The sequence below is a fragment of the Actinosynnema sp. NPDC023658 genome, from assembly GCF_040639995.1.
Taxonomy (GTDB): domain Bacteria; phylum Actinomycetota; class Actinomycetes; order Mycobacteriales; family Pseudonocardiaceae; genus Actinosynnema.
In genome coordinates, this window is the sequence record NZ_JBFAAX010000036.1 from 1 (window position 1) to 23,398 (window position 23,398).

A 23,398-nucleotide genomic window follows, 5' to 3' on the forward strand; every position below is an offset into this window, starting at 1 on the left:
GCGCGCGTGTCCAACGGTCGCGTCGCGCGTGTCCTACGTCCAGGTCACCCATGGTCAGCGCTCGGGTCGCGCGTGGCCCGCGGTCGGAACGGGCGGGGTCAGCGGTCGGAACGGGCGGGGTCAGCGCTCGGGGGTGCGGTGGCGGTGGCCGATCGGGATGACCAGCGGCGTGCCGGCGACCGGGTCGGGCACCACGCGGGCGTCCAGGCCGAAGACCTCCAGCAGGTTCGCCTCGGTCAGCACGTCGGCGGGCGGGCCGGACACGACGATCCGGCCGTCCTTCATCGCGACCAGGCGGTCGGCGTACCGGGCGGCCAGGTTCAGGTCGTGCAGGACCATCACCACGGTCCGGCCGGACTCCCGGTGCAGCCGCTGCACGAGGTCCAGCACGTCGATCTGGTGCGCCAGGTCCAGGTAGGTCGTCGGCTCGTCCAGCAGCAGCAGGTCGGTGCCCTGGGCCAGCGCCATCGAGATCCACGCCCGCTGCCGCTGCCCGCCGGACAGCTCGTCCACGGTCTGCCCGGCCAGCTCCGCCATGCCCGTCATCTCCAGGGCCGACGCCACCGCCGCCTCGTCCTCGGGCGACCACTGCCGGTACCACGCCTGGTGCGGGTGCCGCCCGCGCGCCACCAGCTCGGCCACGGTCAGGCCCTCGGGCGCCTGCGGCGACTGCGGCAGCATCGCCAGCACCTTCGCCACCTCGCGGGTGGGCGTGCGGTCGATCCGCTCGCCGTCCAGCAGCACCGAGCCGGACCGGGCGGGCAGCAGTCGACCCAGGGCGCGCAGCAGCGTCGACTTGCCGCACCCGTTGGGCCCGATCACCGCCGTCACCGAACCGGACAGCACGTCCAGGTCGAGGTCGGACACGACCAGCCGCTCCCCGTACCCGACGGACAGCGACCGGGCCTGGAGCCGAGCAGCGGTCATACCCTTGCCTCCCGGCGACTGCGGACGAGCAGGTACATCAGGTAGGGGGCGCCGAGCACCGCCGTCACCACGCCGACCGGCAGCTCGAACCCGCCGAACGCCAGCCGCGCGACCAGGTCCGACACCACCACCAGCAGGCCGCCGACCACGGCCGACCCGAGCAGCGGCGGCGTGGCGGTGCCGGCCAGCCGCAGCGCGATCTGCGGCGACGCCAGCGCCACGAACGCCACCGGTCCGGCGGCCGACGTGGCCACCGCGGCCAGCACGACCGCGAGCAGCAGCATCACGCTGCGCGCGGCGTCGAGCCGCACCCCGAGCCCGCGCACGGTGTCGTCGTCGAACTGCAGCGCGCCGAGCAGGCGGGTGCCGACCAGGGCCGCCGGGATCAGCACCACCAGCGCCAGCCCGACCGGCACGACGTGCTCCCACCCGCGCCCGTTCAGGCTGCCGGTGATCCACACCATCACCCGCGCCGCGTCGGTGACGTCACCGACGGTCAGCAGGTAGTGGGTGAAGTTGCCGGTCACGGCCGACACGCCGATGCCCACGAGCACCAGCCGGAACCCCTCGATGCCGCGCCGCCACGCCAGCCCGTAGACCAGCAGGCCCGCCAGCAGCCCGCCCGCCAGGCTCGCCAGCGGCACGCCGACCGCCGCCACCGTCCCGCCGACCGCGCCCATCGACCCGCCGAACGTGATCGCGGTGACCGCGCCCGCACCCGCGCCCCAGGTCACGCCGAGGATGTCCGGGCTCGCCAGCGGGTTGCGCGCGACCGACTGGAACACCGCGCCCGCGACCCCGAGCGCCGCGCCGACGAACACGCCGGTCAACGCCCTGGGCAGGCGCAGGTCGAGCACGATGAACCGCTGCCCGCGCGGACCGCCGCCCAGCAGCACGTCGAGCACTTGGCCCAGCGGGATCGGGAAGTCGCCGCGGGCCACGCTCACCGCCGCCGCGAGCACCAGCAGCACCAGCCCGACGACCACCACGGCGACCGGCCGCCACCGCAGCGCCCCGGACACCGGCCCGACCCGGAAGCCCTTGACCGACCCCGACCCCGACCGCACGGAGGACCCCGTCACAGCCGCACCAGCTTCCGCCGCCGCACGAGGGCGATGAAGAACGGCGCTCCGACCAGCGCCAGCACGACGCCCACCTCCAGCTCGCCCGGCCTGGCCACCACCCGGCCGACGACGTCGGCGGCCAGCAGCACGATCCCGCCGATCACCCCGGCGAACGGGAGCAGCCACCGGTGGTCGGGCCCGGTCAGCGCGCGCGCCGCGTGCGGCACGACCAGCCCGAGGAACCCGATCGGCCCGCACACCGCCACCGCGCCGCCCACCAGCAGCGTGGTCGCGGTGACCCCGACGACCCTGGTCGCCACGACCCGCTGCCCGAGCGACCGGGCGACGTCGTCACCGAGCGCCAGCGCGTTCAGGCCGGGCGCGTTGGCCCCCGCGAGCACCAGCCCGACCAGCAGGAACGGCAGCACCTGCCACAGCAGGCCCAGGTCACGCCCGGAGAGCGCGCCGAGCTGCCAGAACCGGAACGCGTCGAGGCTCTGCCGGTCCAGCAGCACCAGCGCGGACACCAGGCCGTGCATGAGGGCGGTGACCGCCGCGCCCGCGAGCGCCAGCGTCACCGGCGTCGGCCCGGACCGCCCCGAGCCGAGCAGGAACACCACGACGCTGGCCGCGAGCGCGCCGGCGAAGGCGAACCACACGTACCCGTAGAGGCTGTGCACGCCCAGCGTGAAGATCGAGAGCACGACGGCGAACGCGGCGCCCTGGGTGACGCCGAGGATGCCCGGGTCGGCCAGCGGGTTGCGGGTGTGGCCCTGCATCAACGCGCCGCCGACGCCGAGCGAGACGCCGACCGCGATGCCGAGCAGCGTGCGCGGCACCCGCAGTTCGCGCACGACGAGGTCGTTCTCCAGGCCGGTCGGCGCGGTCAGCGCGTGCCAGACGTCGACGAGCGGGACGTCCTTCGCGCCGATGGCCACGCTCGCGAGGGCGACCAGCACGAGCAGCCCGACGAGCAGGGCCAGGCGGGTGGCGCGCAGGCCCACGGTGCTGCTCCTCCCACGGCGACCCGACTCGGTGAGGTAAGCCTAACCGAACACGGTCCGATCACCACCGGGCACGCAGCGTGCCGCCGACCGGCCGAGTCGGGGATCACCCGAGCGCGCGGACGCGACTTCGGACACACCTGCGGAACAACGATCCCGCAAAAAGGATCTTCACCACACCGGGGCACGGAAGAGGTTGCGAAAAACAACCAAGGGGCGCCGGAATCCCGGCGCCCCTTCGTCGATTGACGTAATTGCCGTGGCCTGCGCCACGCGCACAACTCGCGTCAGCCCTGCTGGTGGTAAGCCTCCAGCACCTCGGCCGGGATCCGGCCGCGATCGGACACCTTCATGCCCTGCTTGCGCGCCCACTCCCGAATGGCCTGGTTCTGCTCGCGATCCGCCGAAGCGGGACGAGCCGCCTTCACACTGCCGGCCGGACGACCCGGGCCGCGCTTGCGACCGCCCGCCTTGCGGGCACTGGCGACGAAGTCGGCGAGAGCGTCGCGGAGCTTGCCCGCATTGCTCGCGGAAAGGTCGATCTCGTAGGACACACCGTCCAATCCGAAGCCGACCGTCTCCTCCGCCTTCCCACCGTCCAGGTCATCGACCAGGGTCACGGTGACCTTCTGCGCCATGCGTATCCTCCTGGACTCGAATGCGCGGTGTTCCCCGACCGCGACCTAAAGCATTGGCGAGTGCAGGTTAGCGCACAACTGCGGGAATGCGCCGCCCGGAGGCCGAGAAGTTACTCATTCCGGGCGCACGAGGGGGAACAGGATCGTCTCCCGGATACCGAGGCCCGTGAGCGCCATCAGGAGCCGGTCGATGCCCATTCCGACACCACCGCTCGGTGGCATTCCGTACTCCAGTGATCGCAGAAAGTCTTCGTCGACCGGCATGGCCTCGACGTCACCGGTGGCGCCAAGGCGGGCCTGGGCTTCCAACCGCTCCCGCTCGACCACCGGGTCCACCAGTTCCGAGTATCCCGTGGCCAACTCGAAACCGCGCACGTACAGGTCCCACTTTTCGGCCACACCCGGCCGGCTGCGGTGCTGACGGGTGAGCGGCGAGGTCTCCACCGGGAAATCGCGCACAAACGTGGGCGCGTGCAGGGCGTCCCCGACCAGGTGCTCCCACAGCTCCTCGACCAGCTTGCCGTGCCCGAGCTTCGGGTCGGGCTCCAGGCCGTGCTTGTCCGCGAGCACCCTCAGCCGCTCCGGAGAAGTTTCGGGCGTGACTTCTTCTCCGGCCGCTTCGGACAAAGAGTCGTACATGCTCAACGTCGTCCACTCGCCGCCGAGGTCGTACTCGGAACCGTCGGCCAGCGTCACCACGTGCGAACCGGCGACCGCCAGCGCGGCTTCCTGGATCAACTCCCGGGTCAGCACGGCGTTCGTGTCGTAGGTGGCGTACGCCTCGTAGTACTCCAGCATCGAGAACTCGGGCGAATGGGACGAGTCCATGCCCTCGTTGCGGAAGTTGCGGTTGATCTCGAAGACCTTCTCGATACCGCCGACCACGCACCGCTTGAGGTACAGCTCCGGCGCGATCCGCAGGAACAGGTCGATGTCGAGCGCGTTCGACCGGGTCACGAACGGCCGGGCCGACGCACCGCCCTGCAACGTCTGCAACATCGGCGTCTCGACTTCGACGAAACCGCGCCGGTGGAACGACTCCCGCAACGACCGCACCACCGCGGCCCGGTTGCGCACGGTGTTGCGCGCCTGCTCGCGGAGGATCAGGTCCACGTACCGCTGGCGAATGCGGGTTTCCTCGGCGAGTTCCTTGTGCGCGACCGGCAACGGGCGCAGCGCCTTGGCCGTGATCGCCCACCGGTCCGCCATCACGGACAGTTCGCCGCGGCGGGACGTGATGACCTCTCCGTGCACGAATACGTGGTCGCCCAAGTCGACGTCGGACTTCCAATCCGCGAGCGCCTGCTCGCCCACGCCGTTGAGGCTCAGCATGGCCTGCAGTTCGGTGCCGTCGCCTTCGCGCAGCGTCGCGAAGCACAACTTGCCGGTGTTGCGGATGAACATGACCCGGCCGGTCACACCGACCACATCACCGGTCGCGGTGTCCGGATCCAGTCCCTGATGGGCCTCCCGCACCTCGCGCAAGGTGTGCGTGCGCGGTACTTCGACCGGATACGGATCGACACCGCGTTCCAGCAGTCGCGCCCGCTTCTCCCGGCGCACCCTCAGCTGCTCGGGGAGATCGTCGTCGCTGGTCGCGGAACCGGTCGCTGGCTGCTCACTCACACCGGGAAGAGTACGGAAAGACCGCTCGGGAAATCGAACCGGATCTCACTAGGCTCGGGGTGGTGACGGGAGATGACTTGCGAGGCCTGCGGGCGAACTCCTTCGGAGCGCACGCCTCGGCGTACGCGGAACACCGACCGGACTACCCCGCCGAGGCGATCCGGTGGGCGTTGGAGCCGTTGGGCGACGGCGCGCACGAGGTGCTCGACCTCGCGGCGGGCACGGGCAAGCTGACCGGCGGCGTGCTGGCGCAGGGGCACCACGTGACGGCCGTGGAGCCGGACGAGGCCATGCTGGCGGAACTGGTGCGCCACCACGGCGGAGCCCGTGCGCTGCCCGGCACGGCGGAGCGGATCCCGCTGCCGGACGCCACGGTCGACGCCGTCGTGGTCGGGCAGGCGTTCCACTGGTTCGACCCGGCGCGGGCGATGCCGGAGATCGCCCGCGTGCTGCGGCCCGGCGGTGTGCTGGCCGCGCTGTGGAACGACTTCGACGACTCGGTGCCGTGGGTGGCCGGGTTCGTCGAGGTGGCCAGGGCCGGCGCCGCCGTGCCCACCACCGTGCGCGGGGACTGGGTGCCGAGGGACGGGCTGTTCACCGACGCGGGCGAACGGCTGTTCAAGCACAGCCACCGGCGCACCGCCGAGTCGCTCGTGGCGACCGTCAACACGCACTCGCACGCCCTGGTGGCGCCGGCGGAGGAGCGGGACGAGATGAACGGGCGGATGCTCGCGTTCCTCAAGTCCCGCCCCGAAACCGCGCGCGGCGAGTTCGACAACCCCCTGGTGACGCTGGTGAAGCGGATGCTCAGGGCCGCCTGAACGACCGGCGGATCACCTCAGGTTGCGCTCGAACACCAGCCGCAGGCCCAGCAGCGTGAGGTCCGGCACGTGCGCCTGGATGGTGGCCGACTCGGTCACCACCAGGGGCGCGAGGCCGCCGGTCGCGATGACCGTGACCGGGCCGGGCTCGGTGAGCTGGAGCTCGTCGACGATCCGGCGGACCAGGCCGTCGACCTGGCCGACGAACCCGTAGACGATGCCGGACTGCAGGCACTCCACGGTGTTCTTGCCGATCACCGACCGGGGCCGCACCAGCTCGACCTTGCGCAGCTGCGCGGCCCGCGCGGCCAGCGCGTCCACCGAGATCTCGATGCCGGGCGCCAGGGCGCCGCCGAGGAACTCGCCCTTGGCCGAGATCACGTCGAGGTTCGTGGACGTGCCGAAGTCGACCACCACGCACGCCGTGCTGTGCAGGTGGTGCGCGGCCAACGTGTTGATCACCCGGTCGGAGCCCACCTCCTTGGGGTTGTCCACCAGCAGCGGCACGCCGGTCCGCACGCCCGGCTCCACCAGCACCTTGGGCACGCTGGAGTAGTACCGGCCGAGCATCACGCGCAGCTCGCGCAGCACGGCGGGCACGGTGGACAGCGCCGAGATGCCGGTGATCTTGTCGGCGTACTCCCCGAGCAGGCCGCGCATGGTCAGCGCCAGCTCGTCGGCGGTCATCCGGGCGTCGGTGCGCATCCGCCAGTCCCGGATCAGCGCGGCGTCGTCCCCCGTGCCGTCGTACAGGCCCAGCACGATGTTGGTGTTGCCGACGTCGATGGCGAGCAGCACAGGGCGTCCCCTCTAGTCCTCGGCCTGGATCAACGCGTCCAGCGCCGCCGCGTCCTCGGTCTCCGCCGCCACGGCCTCCGGCTGGGCCGGGGCCTGGGCGGACGTCGACCCGTTCACCAGTCCCGAGCCCTCCGGCGCGTGCGCCGGGTCCGCGCCGAGCTCGACGACCTTGTTGTCGGCGTCGACGAAGACCACCTTCGGTTCGTACCCGCGCGCCTCGGCGTCGTCCATCTGCCCGTAAGCGATGAGGATCACCAGGTCGCCCGGCTTGACCAGGTGGGCCGCCGCGCCGTTGATGCCGATCACGCCGGTGCCCCGCTCGCCGGGGATGACGTAGGTCTCCAGGCGCGCGCCGTTGGTGACGTCCACGATCGCGACCTGCTCGCCGGCCAGCAGGTCGGCGGCCTCCATCAGGTCCTCGTCGACCGTGACCGAGCCGACGTAGTGCAGGTCGGCCTGGGTGACGGTGGCCCGGTGGATCTTCGACTTGAGCATGGTGCGGAACATGGCGGTCCCCTTACTCGTCGCCGGTGCCGAGCAGCACGGCGGCGTTGTCGATCAGTCGGGTGGAGCCCACGCGGGCGGCCACCAGCAGGCGGGCGTCACCGTTCTCCGGCGCCGGGCCGAGGTCGGGCGCCCGCAGCTCCAGGTAGTCCAGGTCGACGCCGGGCACGGCTGCGAGGGTGTCGCGCGCGGCCTTCAGCACGGCGTCCGCGCCCTGGCCGCTGACGTACGCGCCCGCCACGAGCGCGGCGGACAGCGCGGTCGCGGCGGAGCGCTCCTCGTCGGACAGGTAGCGGTTGCGTGAGGACAGCGCCAGGCCGTCCGGCTCGCGCACGGTCGGCACGCCGACCACGTCCAGCGGGAAGTTCAGGTCGCGCGCCATCCGGTGGATCAGCGTGAGCTGCTGGTAGTCCTTCTCGCCGAACACCGCGTAGGTGGGCTGCACGATGTTGAACAGCTTGGCCACCACGGACAGCACGCCGGCGAAGTGGCCGGGCCGGGTCTTGCCCTCCAGCTCGTCACCGAGCGGGCCGGGGTGCACCGTCACCGTGCTGCCGGGCAGGTACATGTCCTCCACCGACGGGGCGAACACGAGGCCGACCCGCTCCTCGCGGCAGACGTCCACATCGGACTCGAAGCTGCGCGGGTAGCGGTCGAAGTCCTCGTTCGGCCCGAACTGGGTCGGGTTCACGAAGATCGAGACGACGACCACGGTGTTCTGCATGACCTGCGCTTCGCGGATCAGCTTGCGGTGCCCGTCGTGCAGCGCGCCCATGGTCGGCACCAGGGCGATGTTGCGGCCCGCCGTCTTCAACGCCCTGGTGACGCGGCGCAGCCGGTCCGGGTCGCGGTGCACCGTGACGTCGCCCGGCGTGTAGTCGTCCTTGGTGAGCGGCTTGGTCATGCCTGTTCAGTCCTCGAGGGTGGAGCGGACGTCGGACGCGAGTTCGGGCTTGAGCAGCCCGGCTGCCTGCGCACGCTCGGCGGTGCGGAGCGCCAGGACCCGGTACGCGGGCAGGGTGTCGGTGTCGGCCAGCACCGCGAGGTGCTTGGCCACGGTGCCGGCGTCGCCGCGCGCGACGGGACCGGTGAGCGCGCGGTCGCCGTGCCGCAGGGCGTTGTCCAGGGCGGCGGACAGCAGCGGGCCGAGCATCCGCTCGGCGTCGGTGATGCCCGCGTCGCGCAGCAGGTCCGCGCAGTCCGCGACCAGGGTGATCAGGTGGTTCGCGCCGTGCGCGAGGGCGGCGTGGTAGAGCGGGCGGGCGGCCTCGGGCACGCGCACCGGTTCGGCGGACATCTCCACCACCAGCGCCTCGCCCACGTTCCAGGCGATCTCGTCGTCGTCGGCCGCCGTGACGCCGATCGAGCAGGCGTTCACCCGCTGCACGTCCTCGACGCGACCGGTGAACGTCATCACCGGGTGCAGCGCCACGCACAGCGCGCCCAGCTCGGCGGCGGGCCGCAGCACGTCCACGCCGAGCGCGCCGCTGGTGTGCACGACGATCTGCCCGGCGCGCAGCGAACCGGTGGCGACGAGGCCGCGGACCAGGCCGGGCAGCGCGTCGTCGGGCACGGCCAGCAGCACCAGGTCGGCGGAGGCGGCGACGTCGGGCGGCGGCAGCACCGGCACGTCGGGCAGCAGCTCTTCGGCGCGGCGCAGCGAGTCGCGGGAGACGGCGGAGACGGCGCTCACGACGTGTCCCGCTCGGGACAGCGCGGCGCCCAGGACCGAACCCACCCGGCCTGCCGAGATCACTCCCACGGCCAACCGCGCGGGGCGGGGGGTCGCGTCCATGCGACGTACTCCTTCATGGCGGCGTTCCAGTCCCGGATGCCCGGGTACCGGACGACGGGCGCGAGCGTAATCCGGTGGTCGGCACCGCACCGTCAACTGCGACGAACGCCACCAGCGGCCTTGAGCGCACCCGGCGCGTCGATGGCGGCCTGACGTGCGGCGACGAGAGCGGCGAGCAGCTTCGTGTGACGTTCCTCCGCGTCGTGGCCCGCCGTGCCGTTGGCCATCCGGTGCCGCAGGAACGCCAGTTCGGTGGCCGCCACCTGGTAGCCCGCGACGGCCTTGGCCGCCTCGTCACCGACCTTGCGCTTCACCGTGCGGCGCCACCGGCTGCGGCCCTGCAGGCTGGCCAGCAGGGTCACCTCGCTGGAGGCGATCCACTTGTTGGCGGCCATGGCGGGCAGCTGGCCGGCGACGATCCGCTGCTCCCGGCGGCGCTGCCACACCACCATCAGCACCATGCCGGCGAAGATCGGCACCATGATCAGGAAGTACAGGTTGATGAACGTCGAGCCGGTGCCGACGGTGGTGGAGAAGTTCCACAGCGAGTGCAGGCCTGCCGCGCCGAGGTAGCCCAGGACCGGCGCGACCACCTGGAGCTTGCGGCTCCCGGTGACGGCCGCGATGCCGATCCCGATGCCGAACATCGACGTGAACAGCGGGTGTGCGAACGGCGAGAGCACGCCGCGCAGGATGAACAGCGCGATCACGCCGCTGCCCAGGTCACCGAACCCGCTGTCGGAGAAGACGCGGGCGAAGTACCAGATGTTCTCGGTGAACGCGAAGCCCGCGGCCGTCACGCCCGCGTAGACCACGCCGTCCACCACGCCGTCGAACTCGTGCCGCCGGCGCAGGAACAGCACCACGATGAACGCCGCCTTCGCGGCCTCCTCGGTGATCGGCGCACCGATCACGGCGGCGAACGTGCTGCCGTCGCCGCCGTCGATCAGCTGGCCGAGCACGTGCGCGGTCTGGTTGAACACCAGGGACGTGATCGTCGCGCCGCACGCGCCCCAGAGGAACGCCAGCAGCAGGATCTTCGCGGGCTCCGGTTCCCAGCGGTCGATCCACAGGTAGGCGCCGATCACCGCGAGCACGGGCAGCAGCGCGGCCAGCGCGCCGACCAAGATCGGCAGCAGGCCGATCCGGCTCGTGCCGAGCCCGAGCAGCACCAGCCCGCACACGCCCAGGGCGATCAGCCCCAGGACCGGGAGCAGGACGGTCCAGCGGTGCTGCTCGACGCGCTTGCGGGCGGCAGTGGTCACGATGAGGAACTCTAAAGGGACACTTGAGCGGTGGTGGACTCGGAAGCCCTGTGGCGGGAGGCGTTGTACGGGCCGTCGGGCTTCTTCACCCGCGGGGAGGTGCCCGCCGACCACTTCCGCACCGCCGCGCTGGTGGGTCCTGAGCTGGCCGAAGCCCTGCTCGTGCTCCTCGAACGGGTGGACTTCGCGCTGGGCAGGCCCGCCCGGCTGGACTTCGTCGACGTCGGCGCCGGTGGCGGTGAGCTGTCGGCCGCGGTGCGGGCGGGCGCGTCCGGCTCGCTGGCGGAACGGCTGGTGGTGACGGCGGTGGACGTCGGGCCGGCGCGGTCGTGGCCGGGAGTGCGGTGGACCTCGGAGCTGCCGTCGTCGGTGTGCGGGTTGCTGGTCGGTCACGAGTGGCTGGACGCGGTGCCCTGCCCGGTGGTCGCGGGACCGTCGTCGCACCCCTGGCTGGACCGGTGGTGGCCGGTGGCCGAGGGCGAGCGGGCGGAGATCGGGGAGCCGCGGGACGTGGCGTGGGCGGACGCGGTGTCGCGGGTGCGCGGCGCGGCGCTGGCGGTGGACTACGGGCACGTGCGGGCGGACCGGGTGGCGGGTCGGTACGCGGCGGGGACGTTCGCGGCGTACCGGGGCGGTCGGCGGGTGGAGCCGGTGTTCGACGGCAGCTGCGACCTGACGGCGCACGTGGCGCTGGACGCGTGCGGCGAGGCGGCGGGCGGGGACCGGGTGCTGGTGTCGCAGCGGGACGCCCTGGCCGCGCTGGGTCTCGTCGGGGAGGTGCCCCCGGTCGGTGGGGCCGCCTGGTTGGCGGCGGCCGAGCGGGCGTCCCGGATCGCGGAGCTGCGGGCGGAGGGCGGGCTCGGCTCGTTCGGCTGGCTGCTGCACGGCGTGGGCGTCCCCGTGTCGTCCCTGCTGCCGCCCCTGCCCCCGTGGCGCCCCTGACCGCCGCGGCATCCCGAGGGCCGAAGACCGCCGGCGGCGGCACGCGCCCCGGACGAGGGTCGAGCCATGAGAATCCACGCGCTGCCGGACGACGTCCTCGACCGCGCCCGCGAGCTCGCCGGCACGGACGGGCACCACGAGCTGCACGCCGGGTCTCCGGGCGCTCCCCTGCGCTGCTGCCTGCGCAAGGCCCGGCCGGGCGAGGCGCTGATCCTGTTCCGGCACACGCCCTCCGCCGGCGTCGGGCCGTACGAGGAGCTCGGGCCGGTGTTCGCGCACGCCGAACCGTGCGACGGGCCGGCGGGCACCGCGGAGTTCCCGGAGGAGCTCTCGCACTCGCCCCGGACGCTGCGCGCCTACACCGCCGACGGCCGCATCCACGACGGGGAGGTCGTGCCCCCGGAGGGCCTCACCGACCGCGTCACCGCGCTGCTCGACGACCCGGACGTCGCGGAGGTCGAGGTGCGCAGCGCGTCCCACGGCTGCTTCCTGTTCGCGATCACCCGCGATTAGGCCGTACCGGCCGCGACGGCACGGCCGTGCGACGATGGGCCGGTGGAGATCACCGTTGGCGTGGGCGCCGGCGCGCGGCACCTCGGGGTGGACCGGGTGGTCGACCTCGGCCCCCTGCACCCGTCGGCGCACGGCGCGTACCGGCTGCGGCTGGCGGTCCGCGACGACGAGGTCATCACCGCCGCCGCACCCCTGGTCGGGCACCTGCACCGGGGCGCGGAGAAGCTGTTCGAGGTCCGCGACTACCGGCAGGTGCTCACCCTGGCCAACCGGCACGACTGGCTCGCCGCCTTCTGCAACGAGCTGGCCGTCGCGCTGGCCGTGGAGCGGATGACCGGCATGGACGTCCCGCCGCGCGCCCAGGCGCTGCGCGTGCTGCTGTGCGAGCTCAACCGGATCATGGCGCACCTGGTCTTCCTCGCCCCGCTGACCGGCGCGCGGGACCGCGACGCCGTGCAGGCCGTCCTGGAGGAGGCGTCCGGCGGCCGGATCCACTTCATGGCCAACCGGATCGGCGGCCTGCGCGAGGACGTCCCCGCCGGCTGGACTGACCGCGTGCGCGAGGTTCTGTCCACTGTGGACCCCGGTGAGGCACCGGAGGGGTTGGCGGGCCTCGGGGTGCTGTCGCGCGAGGCCGCGCTCGCGTTCGGCGTGACCGGACCGATCGGCCGGGCGTCCGGAGTGGACTTCGACCTGCGCCGCGACGACCCGCTGCCCGGCTACCGCGGCCTGGACGTGCGACCGGTGGTCCGCACCGAGGGCGACGCGCTGGCCCGCGTCCGCGGCCTGGTCGACGAGGTCCGCCACTCCGTCGCGCTCGCCCGGCAGTGCCTGGACCGGCTGCCGACCGGCCCGGTCAACCTGCGGCTGCCCAAGGCGATCAAGGCGCCCGAGGGGTCGGTCTACACGTGGGTCGAGGCGCCGCTGGGCACGTCCGGCGTGCACCTCGCGTCACGCGGCGAGAAGACGCCGTGGCGGCTCAAGCTGCGCACGCCGTCGTTCAACAACGTCCAGGCCCTGTCCGCGCTGCTGCCCGGCACGCGGGTGGCCGACCTGCCCGCGGTGCTCGGGTCGTTCGCCGTGGTCGTCGGTGACATCGACAAGTAGCGCTAGTCGTCGCGGCGGCGGCGTCGGCGCGGCGAGTCGCCACCGCCGAACGCGGCGAGCAGCTCGCTGACCGACTTGCCGTCCGCGTGCGCCCCGGCCGGCTCGACCGGCTCCGGCACGCCACGCCTGCCGACCGGCTCGGCGCCCGCCTCCCACGAGCCCCACGGCTCCTCGGCCCGACGCCGCCCGCCCGCCTCGGGTTCGGCCGCGCGGCGACGGCCCTCGGGCGGCGTCACGGACGCCGACGCGGAGTCCGCCGAACGCCCGCCGATCGACTCCGGCTCGGCCGCCGGGCGGTGCCCACCGGTCGGCTCGGCGGCCCGGCGCGAGCGGCGCGGGTCGTCCTCGGCCGGGGCCCGACGCGCGGGTTCCGCCGCCCGACCGGCCACCGGGACGTGCTCACCGGTCAGCTCGGCCCGCGCCGCCGGACGGCGCACCTCGGCGGCCGGGTCCGGCCGACCCACGGGCCGGTGCTCACCGGTCACCTCCGCACGCCCACCGGACCGGCGGTCGCCCCCGGTCTGCTCCGGCCGACCCACCGGCCGGTGCTCACCGGTCGGCTCCGCGCGGGCCGCGGGCCTGCGCACCTCCACCGGCCGGTGCTCGCCCGTCAGCTCCGCGCGCGCCGTCGACGGGCGGCGTGCCTCGGCGGGCTGCGGGGAACGTCGCTGCTGCTGGGAACGCTGCTCACCGGGCGACTCCGCACGGGCCACCACGCGCTGCTCACCGGTCGACTCCGGCCTGCCGCCGGGCGTCCGCCGCACCGCGCCACCCTCGGGACGCCGCGCCGACCCGTCGGCCAACGCCTCCCGGCTGATCATCTCGGTCCGCTCGGCCACCCGGCTGCGCCGCTGCACGGTGTGCTCGGTCTTCGACGGCTCCGCCGGCCGGGCGCCGGCGGCGGGAGCGGCGGCCGGGGCCGCGGGCGGGGTCAACCGCGCCGCCACGTCCCGACCCACCCGCTCGGTCGGCTCCTGCTTCGCCGGTTCCCGCCGCACCACCACGGGCGGTGGCGTCGGCCGGGGCTGGGCCGTCGCGCGGGCCGGTTCGCGGCGCACCGGCTGGGCCTGCTCGCGCCGCGCGGGCTCCGGGCGGGTGGGTTCGGGACGCCGCACCTGGTCCTTGCGCGAACCGTCGGCGGTGACCCGCTCGATCAGCTCGGTGCGGTCGGCCTGGGGCTTCTCCGCGACCTTCTTCGTCACCGGCGCGGCGGGTCCGGCGCTGATGATCCGCTGGTCGCCCAGGGCCATCAGCCGGGACTGGTCGGACAGGGTGCGCATCCGGGTCGACTCGGCGCGCAGCGCCACCCGCTCGACCAGCACCTCGCCGCCGAGCAGGGCCTCCAGGTTCTCCCGCAGGGCGCGCAGCTCGCCGCGCAGCGCCTCCAGGTCGTCCTTGGCCTCCTCCTGCACCCGCTTGCGGGTCTCGGCCTCGACCTCCAGCTCGTACTCGCGGCGCGCGGCGATCTCGCGCTCCAGCTCGAGCTCGTAGACCGACTGGAGGTCGGCCACCTCGTCCTCGCGCTCGGCCATCTGCTTGCGGTAGCGGGCCGCGAGGAACGCGCCGACGAGCGCCGCCCAGAGCGCGGCCACCACGGCCAACCGCAGCCAGCGGGCGTTGTCGCTCAGCACCAGCACCGCCGCGGCACCGAGTGCGAGCGCCAATGCCGCTACCAGCATCAACCGCCCTGAGCCACGACCGTGGTCCTGCTGCTCGTCGTCATCATCCGACGCGCCTCGCCCGGTCATGGCGTCTACCGTACCGGTCAGTTACCCGATTGAGACCTCCGCGTCCGCATTCACCGGTCGAGGTGGGGGTCGTCCGGCGTCCGGCAGCACCGCTCCAGCCACAACGCGGCCGCGATCAGGGCGGCGGCGCAGACGACACCGACGATCCCGCTGACCACGTCGTGGTCGGCCGCCTCGAAGTCGCCGCGCGCGGGCAGCACGTAGAGCAGCGCGCCCGCCCACGCGCCGAGCATGATCGCGCCCAGCAGCGACGACGCCTTGGCGAACGCCACCGCCCGCGCCGCGGTCAGCGGTTCGACGGGTCGCGCGCCCGGCTTGCGCAGGATGCGGGCGCGCAGCGAGAACGCCAGCCGCGCGTTGACGATCGCGATCACCAGCAGGGTGAACCCGGCGAACGTCGGCAACGGCGGCAGCGTGTCGTAGGAGAGCCTGATCAGCAGGTGCGCGACCAGGCCCGCGACGAGTCCGGCGGCCAGCAGGTCACGGGGCTTGGTGAACCTCACCCCACCATCGTCCCCGAACTACTCCACCAGGGCGGTGTCGCGCCCGCCGAACAGCGACAGCACGGGCAGCCACGGGCCCGGATCGGTGTCCCAGTCCAGCGCGCGCACCTGCTCCTCGCTGCGCCGACCGCCCAGCACGCGCAGCAGCTCGAACGACGACGTCCGCAGCCCGCCCACCGGATCGCCCTCGCCCAGGACCCGGTCGCCGTGCTCCAGCGTGATCCGCAGGGCGGGCAGGTGCCGCGCCCGCAGCCGCTTGTCGACTTCCTGCAACGGCCGCGTCAACGCCGCGCGCACGGCCACGTTGTCCCGCTCGCCCGGCTGCCCGAGCGCCGTGCGGATGTCGTGCTCGTGCGAGACGACCTCCGCGACCAGCACCGCGCCCACCGGGGAGTCGAACAGCCCTTCCGCGACCTGGAAGTTGCGCTCCCACTCGACCAGCAGCTCGCCCGTGTCGCGCCCGCGCCGGTCCACGACCTGGCGTTCGCCCCACGAGCCGTCCGCGATCCCGTCGAACCGCTGCGCGGTGGAGTCGGCCAGTCCGCCGGCGAGGTGCGCGAGCACGTCCCTGACCGTCCAGCCGGGGCAGGCCTCGACCGGTGCCTCGGGATCGCCGTCGGTGACCAGGCTGATGATCCGCCGCCGCGCGGCGTCGTAAGTGACCGCGTTGCTCATCGCGCCACCTCCGCGCCCACGCTAACCCGACCGAGGACGCCGCGCAGGCTCGATCAGACGAGCGGGAGATCAGCCCTCCGGGTGACCCCGTCGAGGTCGAGACCCGCGAGCAGCTCCCGCACCGGACCGCGACCCGGCAGGACGGCGTCCGGCTCCACGTCCAGCCACGGCACGAGCACCGACGCGCGTTCGTGCGCACCGGGGTGCGGCAGCAGCAGCTCCGGGTCCGCCGACCGCACGCCGTCCACGGCCACCACGTCCACGTCCAGCGTGCGCGGCCCCCACCGGCGCTCCCGGACGCGCCCGGCGGCCTGCTCCAACGCCTGACCCCGGCGCAGCCAGCCCCACTCGTCCACGTCGCCGGAGACGATCAGCACCGCGTTGAGGAAGTCGTCCTGGTCGGTCACGCCCCAGGGAGCCGTCTCGTACACCGGCGACGCCGCGACCAGCACGTCGGCGAACCCCTCGACGGCCAGCCGCAGGTACCCGAGCCGGTCGCCCAGGTTCGAGCCGAGCGACAGCACCGCCCTAGTCACGCGTGCGCCTGATCGTCACCGAGACGTCGGTGAACGACAGGGGGATCGGGGCGGACGGCTTGTGCACCGTCACCTCGACCGCCCGCACCCGCAGGTCGGTCATCACCTCGTCCGCGACCTTGCCCGCCACCGTCTCGATCAGGTCGTACGGGCCGCCGGCCACGATCGCCGCCGCCCGCTCGGCCAGCTCCCCGTAGTGCAGCGTCTCCCGCAGGTCGTCCGTCGCCGCCGCCCGCGACAGGTCGAGCCACGCGGTGACGTCGACCAGGAAGTCCTGGCCGTCCCGCTTCTCGTGCTCGAACACGCCGTGGAACCCGCGCACCCGCAGGCCGCGCAACGAGATCCGGTCGGAAGTGCCCGACGCCTCCGCCGAACCGCCCACCTCAGTCGGCACGTCCCCGCCTCCACGCCCGAGCCACGGCGACCGCGTCCAGCGACCGCTCCACGTCGTGCACCCGCACGCCCCACGCGCCGGCGAACGCCGCCAGCGCCGACACCGCGGCGGTCGCGTCCTCCCGGCCGTCCGGGGCCCGGTCGCCCAGCAGCGCGCCCAGGAAGCGCTTGCGCGACGCGCCGACCAGCACCGGGAAACCCAGCTCCAGCAACGACCCGAGCCCGTGCAGCAGCTGCCAGTTGTGCGTGGCGTTCTTCGCGAACCCCAGGCCGGGGTCGAGGATGACGTCGTCCGACGCGACGCCGGCGGCCAGGGCGGCGTCCACCCGGCGGCACAGCTCGTCGCGCACGTCGCGCACCACGTCGTCGTACACGGCCAGCCGGTCCATCCGGTCGCTGTGCCCGCGCCAGTGCATCAGCACGTACGGCACGCCCGCCGACGCCACCAGCGGCGCCATCCCCGGGTCGGCCAACCCGCCGGACACGTCGTTGACGATCGACGCGCCCGCCTCCAGCGCCGCCGCCGCCACCTCGGCCCGCGTGGTGTCCACGCTGACCGGCACTCCCTCCGCGACCAGCGCCCGGATCACCGGCGCCACCCGCGCGGCCTCCACCGACGCCGACACCCGCTCCGCGCCCGGGCGCGTCGACTCGCCGCCGACGTCCACCAGGTCCGCGCCGCGGCGGAACATGGCCACGCCGTGCGCCACCGCGTCGTCCAGGTCGAGGTACCGGCCGCCGTCGGAGAACGAGTCCGGGGTCACGTTGAGCACGCCCACCACCACGCAGTGCCCCGGCCTCGGCACGCTCACCGCAGGCGTCCCTTGATCAGCTCGATGGCCTCCGCCCGCGACGACGCCGAGCTGCGCAGCAGCCCGCGCACCGCCGACGTCGTGGTGCGCGAGCCGGGCTTGCGCACGCCCCGCATGGCCATGCACAGGTGCTCGGCCTCGACCACCACGATCACGCCGCGCGGGTCGAGCCGCCGCATCAGCGCGTCCGCGACCTGCGACGTCAGCCGCTCCTGCACCTGGGGCCGCTTCGCGTACAGGTCGACCAGCCTGGCCAGCTTCGACAGGCCGGTCACCCGGCCGTGCTCGTTCGGGATGTACCCGACGTGCGCGACGCCGTGGAACGGCAGCAGGTGGTGCTCGCAGAACGAGAACATGGGGATGTCGGTGACCAGCACCAGCTCCTCGTGGCTCTCGTCGAACGTCCTGGCCAGCACGCTGTCCGGGTCGGTGTGCAGCCCGGCGAACAGCTCCCGGTACGCCCTCGCCACCCGGGCCGGGGTGTCGCGCAGCCCCTCGCGCTCCGGGTCCTCACCGCACGCGAGCAGCAGCTCGCGCACCGCGTCCTCGGCGCGCTTCTGGTCGAAGGGCCGGCGCGCGAGACCGGCCCCCCCGTTCGCGGAGGGGCCGGTCTGGTCGATCGCGGTGCCGTGCTCGGTCACGTGCGGTTGTCCGGGTCCGTGTCGAAGGACCGCTTCCCCGCTTCCGCGTCCGTCGGCTCCGGCTGCCACTGCGGTGGCTGCGGGGCGCCGCCGGGCACCGTGGCCGGCGTCCACCCGGGAGGCGCACCGTAGTTCGGCGGGCCGGACGACGGGTGCTGCGGCTGCTGCGGTTGCTGCTGCGTGGCCTGGGAGTACGGCGACGGGGCCTGCTGCGGGTACGGCTGGACCTGCGTGCCGTTGCTGCCGTTGGGCGGCGTGGGCACCGGGTCCGGGACCGGGGGCTCCGCGTCGAGGGTGTCCTCGATCGCGGGCGGCCACGGCTCGCCGCGCTCCTTGGCCAGTTCCGCCGGGGTCTTGACCGGCGGCTTGTCCGACGGGGTGCGGTGGCCGAAGTCGTTGAACTTGGTGATCCGCGGGCGCTTCTCGACGGCGGCGAAGATCCGCTCCAGGTCCTTCTGGTGCAGGGTCTCCTTCTCGATCAGCTCCAGCGTGAGCGCGTCGAGCACGTCGCGGTAGGTGTTGAGCACCTCGTACGCCTCGGTGTGCGCGGCCTCGATCAGCTCGCGGACTTCCTCGTCGATCTCGTGCGCGACCTCGAGCGAGTAGTCGGCCTGCCGGCCCGCGGTGCGGCCGAGGAACGGCTCGCCCTGCTCCTGGCCGTACTTGACCGCGCCGAGCCGGGCGGACATGCCGTACTCGGTGACCATCGCGCGGGCGATCTTGGTCGCCTGCTCGATGTCGTTGGACGCACCCGTGGTCGGCTCGTGGAAGACCAGCTCCTCGGCGGAGCGGCCACCCAGCGCGAACACCAGCCGGGCGATCATCTCGGACCTGGTCATCAGGTCCTTGTCCTCCTCCGGCACGGACAGGGTGTGACCACCCGTCCGACCCCGGGCGAGGATCGTGACCTTGTAGACCGGGTCGATGTCCGGCATGGCCCACGCGGCCAGGGCGTGCCCGGCCTCGTGGTAGGCGGTGATCTTCTTCTCCTTCTCGGAGATGATCCGGCTCTTGCGGGCCGGACCGCCGATCACCCGGTCGACCGACTCCTCCAGCGCGGCGCTGGTGATGACGGTGCCGTTGTGGCGCGCGGTGAGCAGCGCGGCCTCGTTGACGACGTTGGCCAGGTCGGCGCCGGAGAAGCCCACGGTGCGCTTGGCCAGGCCGTCCAGGTCCGCCTCGGGGGCCAACGGCTTGCCCTTGGCGTGCACGCGCAGGATCTGCTTGCGACCCTTCAGGTCCGGCGCGGACACCGGGATCTGCCGGTCGAACCGGCCGGGGCGCAGCAGGGCCGGGTCGAGGATGTCGGGCCGGTTCGTCGCCGCGATCAGGATGATCCCGCCGCGCGAGTCGAAGCCGTCCATCTCGACCAGCAGCTGGTTCAGCGTCTGCTCACGCTCGTCGTGACCGCCGCCGAGGCCGGCGCCGCGGTGGCGGCCGACCGCGTCGATCTCGTCGACGAAGATGATGCAGGGCGCGTTCTGCTTGGCCTGTTCGAACAGGTCGCGCACCCGCGAGGCGCCGACGCCGACGAACATCTCCACGAAGTCGGAGCCGGAGATCGAGTAGAACGGCACCCCGGCCTCGCCGGCCACGGCGCGCGCCAGCAGCGTCTTGCCGGTGCCGGGCGGGCCGTAGAGCAGCACGCCCTTGGGGATCTTCGCGCCCAGGGCCTGGTAGCGGCCCGGGTTCTGCAGGAAGTCCTTGATCTCGTAGAGCTCTTCGACGGCCTCTTCGGCGCCCGCGACGTCGGCGAACGTCGTCTTGGGCATGTCCTTGGACAGCTGCTTGGCCTTGGACTTGCCGAAGTTCAGGACGCGGTTGCCGCCGCCCTGGGCGTTGTTCATCATCCACATCAGCAGGAGCAGCAGCAGGCCCAGCGGGACCAGGTACAGCAGCATCTGCATCAGGAGCGAGTCCTGCGTGACCTTGGTCTCGACGACCGGCTTGTTGTCCGCTTGGTCGAGGATGGTGAAGATCTCGTCCGTGGAGCTCGCCGGGAACTGGGCGCGCACGCGGTTGCTGCCCTCGACGGTCACCCCGTCGTTGAGGGTGAGCTTGAGGAGCTGCTCCTTGTCCTCGATCGTGGCTTCCTTGACCTGGCCGTCCCGGATCTGTTGCAGTGCCTGGGACGTCTTGATCGGGGCATAGCCCCGGTTGTCGTCGAAGAGCACGTTGAAGGCGTAAAAGAGCAGCAACACCGCCACGATCCACAGCAGCGGGTTGCGAAGCAGGCGCTTGCGGTCCATGCACTTACGGCCGGCGGGCGGCCTCGACCCTCCCTGACTTGTCGACGGGCGCAGACGGGCACACCCGTCCGACCAGACTACCGCCCGTGGCTCGGGCGAAGCGCTCCGCGTGCGGGCCCTGTCGCGTCTTGCCGGACCAACGGGCGAGGGCGGCCTGGTGTTCCCGGGGTGACCTCGAACACGCGTCCCAGGTCAACGTGGTTCACCCAGGCGACTGATTCGATCATGAACCGGAAGGGCATCGACCCCGTAACACTTACGACGGGTGTTGCGTTACTAGCAGGTAGCGACAACATGAGGGCCATTCGGGTGACGTAGAACACGAGAGTTTGTCATGTGAGTGAGCCGTGTCATCCTCGGCCGACCACCGAGTGTTCCTTCTCCACCCGAACGGGTGAACACGACCGAAGGTACGAAGATGTCAGCTCGCAACCCGGGCCGCCCCGGTCGCCTCCGCCGCGTCCTCCTGCCCGTCGGCGCGCTGCTCGGCGTCGTCGCCGCGGCGGGCATCACCGTGGTGGCGCTGCGAGCCACCAGCGGCCCCGAGTGCCACGGCACCCTCCCGCTCAAGATCGCGGTGACGCCCGCGGTCGAGGAGGTCGTGCGCGGCGCGGCGGACGACTACCAGGCCACCCAGCCCATGGTCGAGGGCAAGTGCGTCCAGGTGCGGGTCGAGGCCCGCGCCGCGGCCGACGTGGCCAACGAGCTGCCGACCGCGCAGATCAACCCGCCCGCGCTGTGGGTGCCGGACTCGTCCATGTGGGCCGCCGAGACCCAGCGCCAGGCCGGTGACGAGGGCGTCGACGCGCCCCGGCTGGACATCCTCGACCCGCTCGCCGGCTCACCGCTGGTGATCGCCGGCTCCGAGCGGTCGATGACCGCGCTCGGCTGGCCGATCACGCCCGTGACGTGGGCGAAGGTCGTCGACCCGTCCGTGCAGGTGACGTTGAGCGACCCGACCACGTCCACCGAGGGCCTGGCCACGCTCGCGGTCATCCGCGCGCAGCTGGGCAACCCGGACGGCACGCCGAAGGCGGAGCTGATCGGCGCGCTGCTGCGGGTCGGTCGCAACGCGCTGCCGTCCGTGCGGGACGCGTTCGGCAAGGTCGTGGGCGGCGCGGACGATGCGCCGGTGTTCACCGCTTCGGAGCAGTCCGTGCTGGCCGCCAACCGGGCCGCCGGGTCGCGCCGGGTCGTCGCCTCCTACCCCAAGGAGGGCACCGTCTCGTTCGACTACCCGGTGGTGCGGGTGAACCGGGCGGGCGAGCAGGCCGGCACCGCGGAGGCCGCGGTGGGCTTCGAGCAGGCGTTGCGCACCCCCCGGACCGCCCAGCGGTTCGCCGAGGCGGGCTTCCGCACGCCGGACGGCGTCGCCCCCGGCGGGTGGACCAACGACGAGGACGGCGTGCGCGGCGACGACGTGGCCCTGATGAAGACGCCGGACCCGGACCAGGTGTCCGAGCTGCTGCGCACGTGGGGCGCGGTCAGCCTGGACACGCGGCTGCTCGCGGTGCTGGACGTGTCCGGGTCGATGGCCGAGAAGATGAGCAACGGCCAGACCAGGGTCGAGGCGGCCCGGGAGGCCGCGCTGACCGCGCTGGGCATGCTGCCGGACACCTCGGAGATCGGCCTCTGGGCGTTCTCGACGAACAAGAAGCCGCCGAACGACTGGATCGAGCTGGTGCCGATCGGGCCGCTGGGCGAGCCGATCGGCGGCGCACCGCGCCGGGTGCAGCTGCAGAAGGGCGCGGGGAACCTGCCCGCCCTGGTCGGCGGCGGCACGGCGTTGAACGAGACGGCGCTGGCCGCGTTCCGGCACGTGCAGCAGACCTACGACCCGTCCAAGATCAACTCGGTCACGCTGATCACCGACGGCAGCAACGACGACATCTCCAGCATCGACCTGCCGGGCCTGCTGGCCACGCTGAAGCGGGAGGCCGACCCGGCCCGCCCGGTGCCGATGATCATGGTCGGGCTGGGCGCGGACGCCGACATGAACGCGCTGCGGCAGATCGCGGACGCCACCGGCGGCAAGGCCTACCAGGCGATGGAGCCCGAGGACATCCGCGGCGTGCTGCTGGACGGCATCTCCCAACGCCGCTGCCGGCCGAACTGTTAAATGGCCGCTGCTCCGCAGCCGGCGGCTCGGTCGCCGGGAAGTCGGCCCATCACGCCGCGTTTCCCGCCGATCGAAGAGCGTGATCGGCGGGAAATCAGGCGCGAACGGCCGACTCCCAGGTGGCCGAGCCCGCCGTCTGCGGAGCAGCGGCCATTTACACCGAGTAGACCTTGGGGTCGAGCGCGCCGATGTAGGGCAGGTCGCGGTAGCGCTCGGCGTAGTCGAGGCCGTAGCCGACCACGAACTCGTTGGGGATCTCGAAGCCGACGTACTTCACCGGCACCTCGACCTTCACCGCGTCCGGCTTGCGCAGCAGCGTGCACACCTCCAGCGACCGCGGCTTGCGCGAGGCCAGGTTCTTGAGCAGCCAGGACAGCGTCAGGCCGGAGTCGATGATGTCCTCGACGATGATCACGTCGCGGTCCGCGATGTCCCGGTCGAGGTCCTTGAGGATGCGCACCACGCCGGAGGACGAGGTCGACGAGCCGTAGGAGCTCACCGCCATGAACTCCAGCTGCACCGGCACCGGCAACGCCCTGGCCAGGTCGGTCATGAACATCACCGCGCCCTTCAGCACGGTGATCAGCACCAGGTCGTTCCCACCGTCGGCCGGGTAGTCAGCCGCGACCTTGTTGGCCAGCTCGGTGACCTTGTCGCTGATCTCCTGCTCGGTGATGAGCACGGAGCTGATGTCGCCGTCGTACACGGACGGTTCCCC

The 23,398-nt window shown here is 73.0% G+C and carries 24 protein-coding genes; 5 read left to right on the top strand and 19 right to left on the bottom strand.

Going from position 1 to position 23,398, the window contains the following annotated elements; translation table 11 throughout:
• Nucleotides 1-120 precede the first annotated feature (120 nt).
• From AB0G02_RS07520 to lysS, 5 genes are all read right to left on the bottom strand, one after another.
• On the bottom strand, nucleotides 121-927 hold the full coding sequence (locus AB0G02_RS07520) for an ABC transporter ATP-binding protein (protein ID WP_360790803.1): 807 nt from the start codon (nucleotides 925-927) through the stop codon (nucleotides 121-123).
• On the bottom strand, nucleotides 924-2,009 hold the full coding sequence (locus AB0G02_RS07525; RefSeq protein ID WP_360790806.1) for an iron chelate uptake ABC transporter family permease subunit: 1,086 nt from the start codon (nucleotides 2,007-2,009) through the stop codon (nucleotides 924-926). The genes AB0G02_RS07520 and AB0G02_RS07525 overlap by 4 nt, the downstream gene beginning before the upstream one ends.
• Complete coding sequence (locus AB0G02_RS07530) at nucleotides 2,006-2,995, bottom strand: iron ABC transporter permease (protein ID WP_360790809.1); 990 nt, start codon at nucleotides 2,993-2,995, stop codon at nucleotides 2,006-2,008. Before AB0G02_RS07530 ends, AB0G02_RS07525 begins: the two co-directional genes overlap by 4 nt.
• A 287-nt stretch (nucleotides 2,996-3,282) precedes the next feature.
• A complete protein-coding gene (locus AB0G02_RS07535) occupies nucleotides 3,283-3,633 on the bottom strand; it encodes an Lsr2 family protein (protein WP_360790812.1) in 351 nt (116 codons plus the stop codon).
• A 114-nt stretch (nucleotides 3,634-3,747) separates the two neighbouring features.
• Nucleotides 3,748-5,259 carry a lysine--tRNA ligase gene (gene lysS / locus AB0G02_RS07540; RefSeq protein WP_360790814.1) on the bottom strand — a complete coding sequence of 504 codons (1,512 nt, stop codon included), beginning with the start codon at nucleotides 5,257-5,259 and terminating at the stop codon, nucleotides 3,748-3,750.
• A gap of 62 nt (nucleotides 5,260-5,321) precedes the next feature.
• On the opposite strand from lysS, the gene AB0G02_RS07545 reads away from it, so the two are divergent.
• The gene (locus AB0G02_RS07545; protein WP_360790816.1) at nucleotides 5,322-6,080 is read left to right on the top strand and encodes a class I SAM-dependent methyltransferase; all 759 of its coding nucleotides are present in this window, start codon (nucleotides 5,322-5,324) and stop codon (nucleotides 6,078-6,080) included.
• Between the two features lie 12 nt (nucleotides 6,081-6,092).
• On the opposite strand, the gene AB0G02_RS07550 is transcribed toward AB0G02_RS07545, so the two are convergent.
• From AB0G02_RS07550 to AB0G02_RS07570, 5 genes are all read right to left on the bottom strand, one after another.
• Nucleotides 6,093-6,878 (bottom strand): type III pantothenate kinase, encoded by a 786-nt coding sequence (locus AB0G02_RS07550; protein ID WP_360790819.1) that lies wholly within the window; start codon nucleotides 6,876-6,878, stop codon nucleotides 6,093-6,095.
• A 12-nt stretch (nucleotides 6,879-6,890) separates the two neighbouring features.
• Entirely contained in the window at nucleotides 6,891-7,385 is a 495-nt protein-coding gene (gene panD, locus AB0G02_RS07555; protein ID WP_360790822.1) for an aspartate 1-decarboxylase, read from the bottom strand.
• A gap of 10 nt (nucleotides 7,386-7,395) precedes the next feature.
• Nucleotides 7,396-8,286 (bottom strand): pantoate--beta-alanine ligase, encoded by an 891-nt coding sequence (panC, locus tag AB0G02_RS07560; RefSeq protein ID WP_360790824.1) that lies wholly within the window; start codon nucleotides 8,284-8,286, stop codon nucleotides 7,396-7,398.
• Nucleotides 8,287-8,292: 6 nt separating this feature from the next.
• Complete coding sequence (locus AB0G02_RS07565; RefSeq protein ID WP_360790827.1) at nucleotides 8,293-9,177, bottom strand: DUF2520 domain-containing protein; 885 nt, start codon at nucleotides 9,175-9,177, stop codon at nucleotides 8,293-8,295.
• Between the two features lie 92 nt (nucleotides 9,178-9,269).
• The gene (locus AB0G02_RS07570; protein WP_360790887.1) at nucleotides 9,270-10,445 is read right to left on the bottom strand and encodes a PrsW family intramembrane metalloprotease; all 1,176 of its coding nucleotides are present in this window, start codon (nucleotides 10,443-10,445) and stop codon (nucleotides 9,270-9,272) included.
• 27 nt (nucleotides 10,446-10,472) lie between these two features.
• Here AB0G02_RS07570 and AB0G02_RS07575 point away from each other — a divergent pair, with 27 nt between their 5' ends.
• The 3 genes from AB0G02_RS07575 (at nucleotide 10,473) to AB0G02_RS07585 (ending at nucleotide 13,004) form a co-directional block, all read left to right on the top strand.
• A complete protein-coding gene (locus tag AB0G02_RS07575; RefSeq protein ID WP_360790830.1) occupies nucleotides 10,473-11,384 on the top strand; it encodes an SAM-dependent methyltransferase in 912 nt (303 codons plus the stop codon).
• Nucleotides 11,385-11,450: 66 nt separating this feature from the next.
• The gene (locus AB0G02_RS07580) at nucleotides 11,451-11,897 is read left to right on the top strand and encodes a DUF1203 domain-containing protein (protein WP_360790833.1); all 447 of its coding nucleotides are present in this window, start codon (nucleotides 11,451-11,453) and stop codon (nucleotides 11,895-11,897) included.
• A gap of 42 nt (nucleotides 11,898-11,939) precedes the next feature.
• Nucleotides 11,940-13,004, top strand: a complete 1,065-nt coding sequence (locus tag AB0G02_RS07585; protein WP_360790836.1) for an NADH-quinone oxidoreductase subunit D — start codon at nucleotides 11,940-11,942, stop codon at nucleotides 13,002-13,004.
• 2 nt (nucleotides 13,005-13,006) lie between these two features.
• Here AB0G02_RS07585 and AB0G02_RS07590 read toward each other — a convergent pair whose 3' ends face one another.
• The 8 genes from AB0G02_RS07590 to ftsH are packed head-to-tail and all read right to left on the bottom strand — an operon-like array spanning nucleotide 13,007 to nucleotide 20,561.
• Nucleotides 13,007-14,752, bottom strand: a complete 1,746-nt coding sequence (locus tag AB0G02_RS07590; RefSeq protein ID WP_360790839.1) for a DUF6779 domain-containing protein — start codon at nucleotides 14,750-14,752, stop codon at nucleotides 13,007-13,009.
• A 50-nt stretch (nucleotides 14,753-14,802) separates the two neighbouring features.
• The gene (locus AB0G02_RS07595) at nucleotides 14,803-15,255 is read right to left on the bottom strand and encodes a DUF3180 domain-containing protein (protein WP_360790842.1); all 453 of its coding nucleotides are present in this window, start codon (nucleotides 15,253-15,255) and stop codon (nucleotides 14,803-14,805) included.
• Nucleotides 15,256-15,273: 18 nt separating this feature from the next.
• On the bottom strand, nucleotides 15,274-15,930 hold the full coding sequence (locus AB0G02_RS07600) for a maleylpyruvate isomerase family mycothiol-dependent enzyme (protein ID WP_360790845.1): 657 nt from the start codon (nucleotides 15,928-15,930) through the stop codon (nucleotides 15,274-15,276).
• Between the two features lie 53 nt (nucleotides 15,931-15,983).
• Nucleotides 15,984-16,466 (bottom strand): 2-amino-4-hydroxy-6-hydroxymethyldihydropteridine diphosphokinase, encoded by a 483-nt coding sequence (gene folK / locus AB0G02_RS07605; RefSeq protein ID WP_360790848.1) that lies wholly within the window; start codon nucleotides 16,464-16,466, stop codon nucleotides 15,984-15,986.
• Nucleotides 16,459-16,860 carry a dihydroneopterin aldolase gene (folB, locus tag AB0G02_RS07610; RefSeq protein WP_360790851.1) on the bottom strand — a complete coding sequence of 134 codons (402 nt, stop codon included), beginning with the start codon at nucleotides 16,858-16,860 and terminating at the stop codon, nucleotides 16,459-16,461. Before folB ends, folK begins: the two co-directional genes overlap by 8 nt.
• The gene (folP, locus tag AB0G02_RS07615; protein WP_360790854.1) at nucleotides 16,850-17,671 is read right to left on the bottom strand and encodes a dihydropteroate synthase; all 822 of its coding nucleotides are present in this window, start codon (nucleotides 17,669-17,671) and stop codon (nucleotides 16,850-16,852) included. Before folP ends, folB begins: the two co-directional genes overlap by 11 nt.
• The gene (gene folE, locus AB0G02_RS07620) at nucleotides 17,668-18,291 is read right to left on the bottom strand and encodes a GTP cyclohydrolase I FolE (protein ID WP_360790890.1); all 624 of its coding nucleotides are present in this window, start codon (nucleotides 18,289-18,291) and stop codon (nucleotides 17,668-17,670) included. Before folE ends, folP begins: the two co-directional genes overlap by 4 nt.
• A gap of 17 nt (nucleotides 18,292-18,308) precedes the next feature.
• Nucleotides 18,309-20,561 carry an ATP-dependent zinc metalloprotease FtsH gene (gene ftsH / locus AB0G02_RS07625; RefSeq protein ID WP_360790857.1) on the bottom strand — a complete coding sequence of 751 codons (2,253 nt, stop codon included), beginning with the start codon at nucleotides 20,559-20,561 and terminating at the stop codon, nucleotides 18,309-18,311.
• Nucleotides 20,562-20,979: 418 nt separating this feature from the next.
• Between ftsH and AB0G02_RS07630 the strand changes: the two genes are divergently transcribed.
• Entirely contained in the window at nucleotides 20,980-22,680 is a 1,701-nt protein-coding gene (locus AB0G02_RS07630; protein ID WP_360790860.1) for a substrate-binding and VWA domain-containing protein, read from the top strand.
• Between the two features lie 154 nt (nucleotides 22,681-22,834).
• Here AB0G02_RS07630 and hpt read toward each other — a convergent pair whose 3' ends face one another.
• Nucleotides 22,835-23,386, bottom strand: a complete 552-nt coding sequence (gene hpt / locus AB0G02_RS07635) for a hypoxanthine phosphoribosyltransferase (RefSeq protein WP_360790863.1) — start codon at nucleotides 23,384-23,386, stop codon at nucleotides 22,835-22,837.
• Nucleotides 23,387-23,398 lie beyond the last annotated feature (12 nt).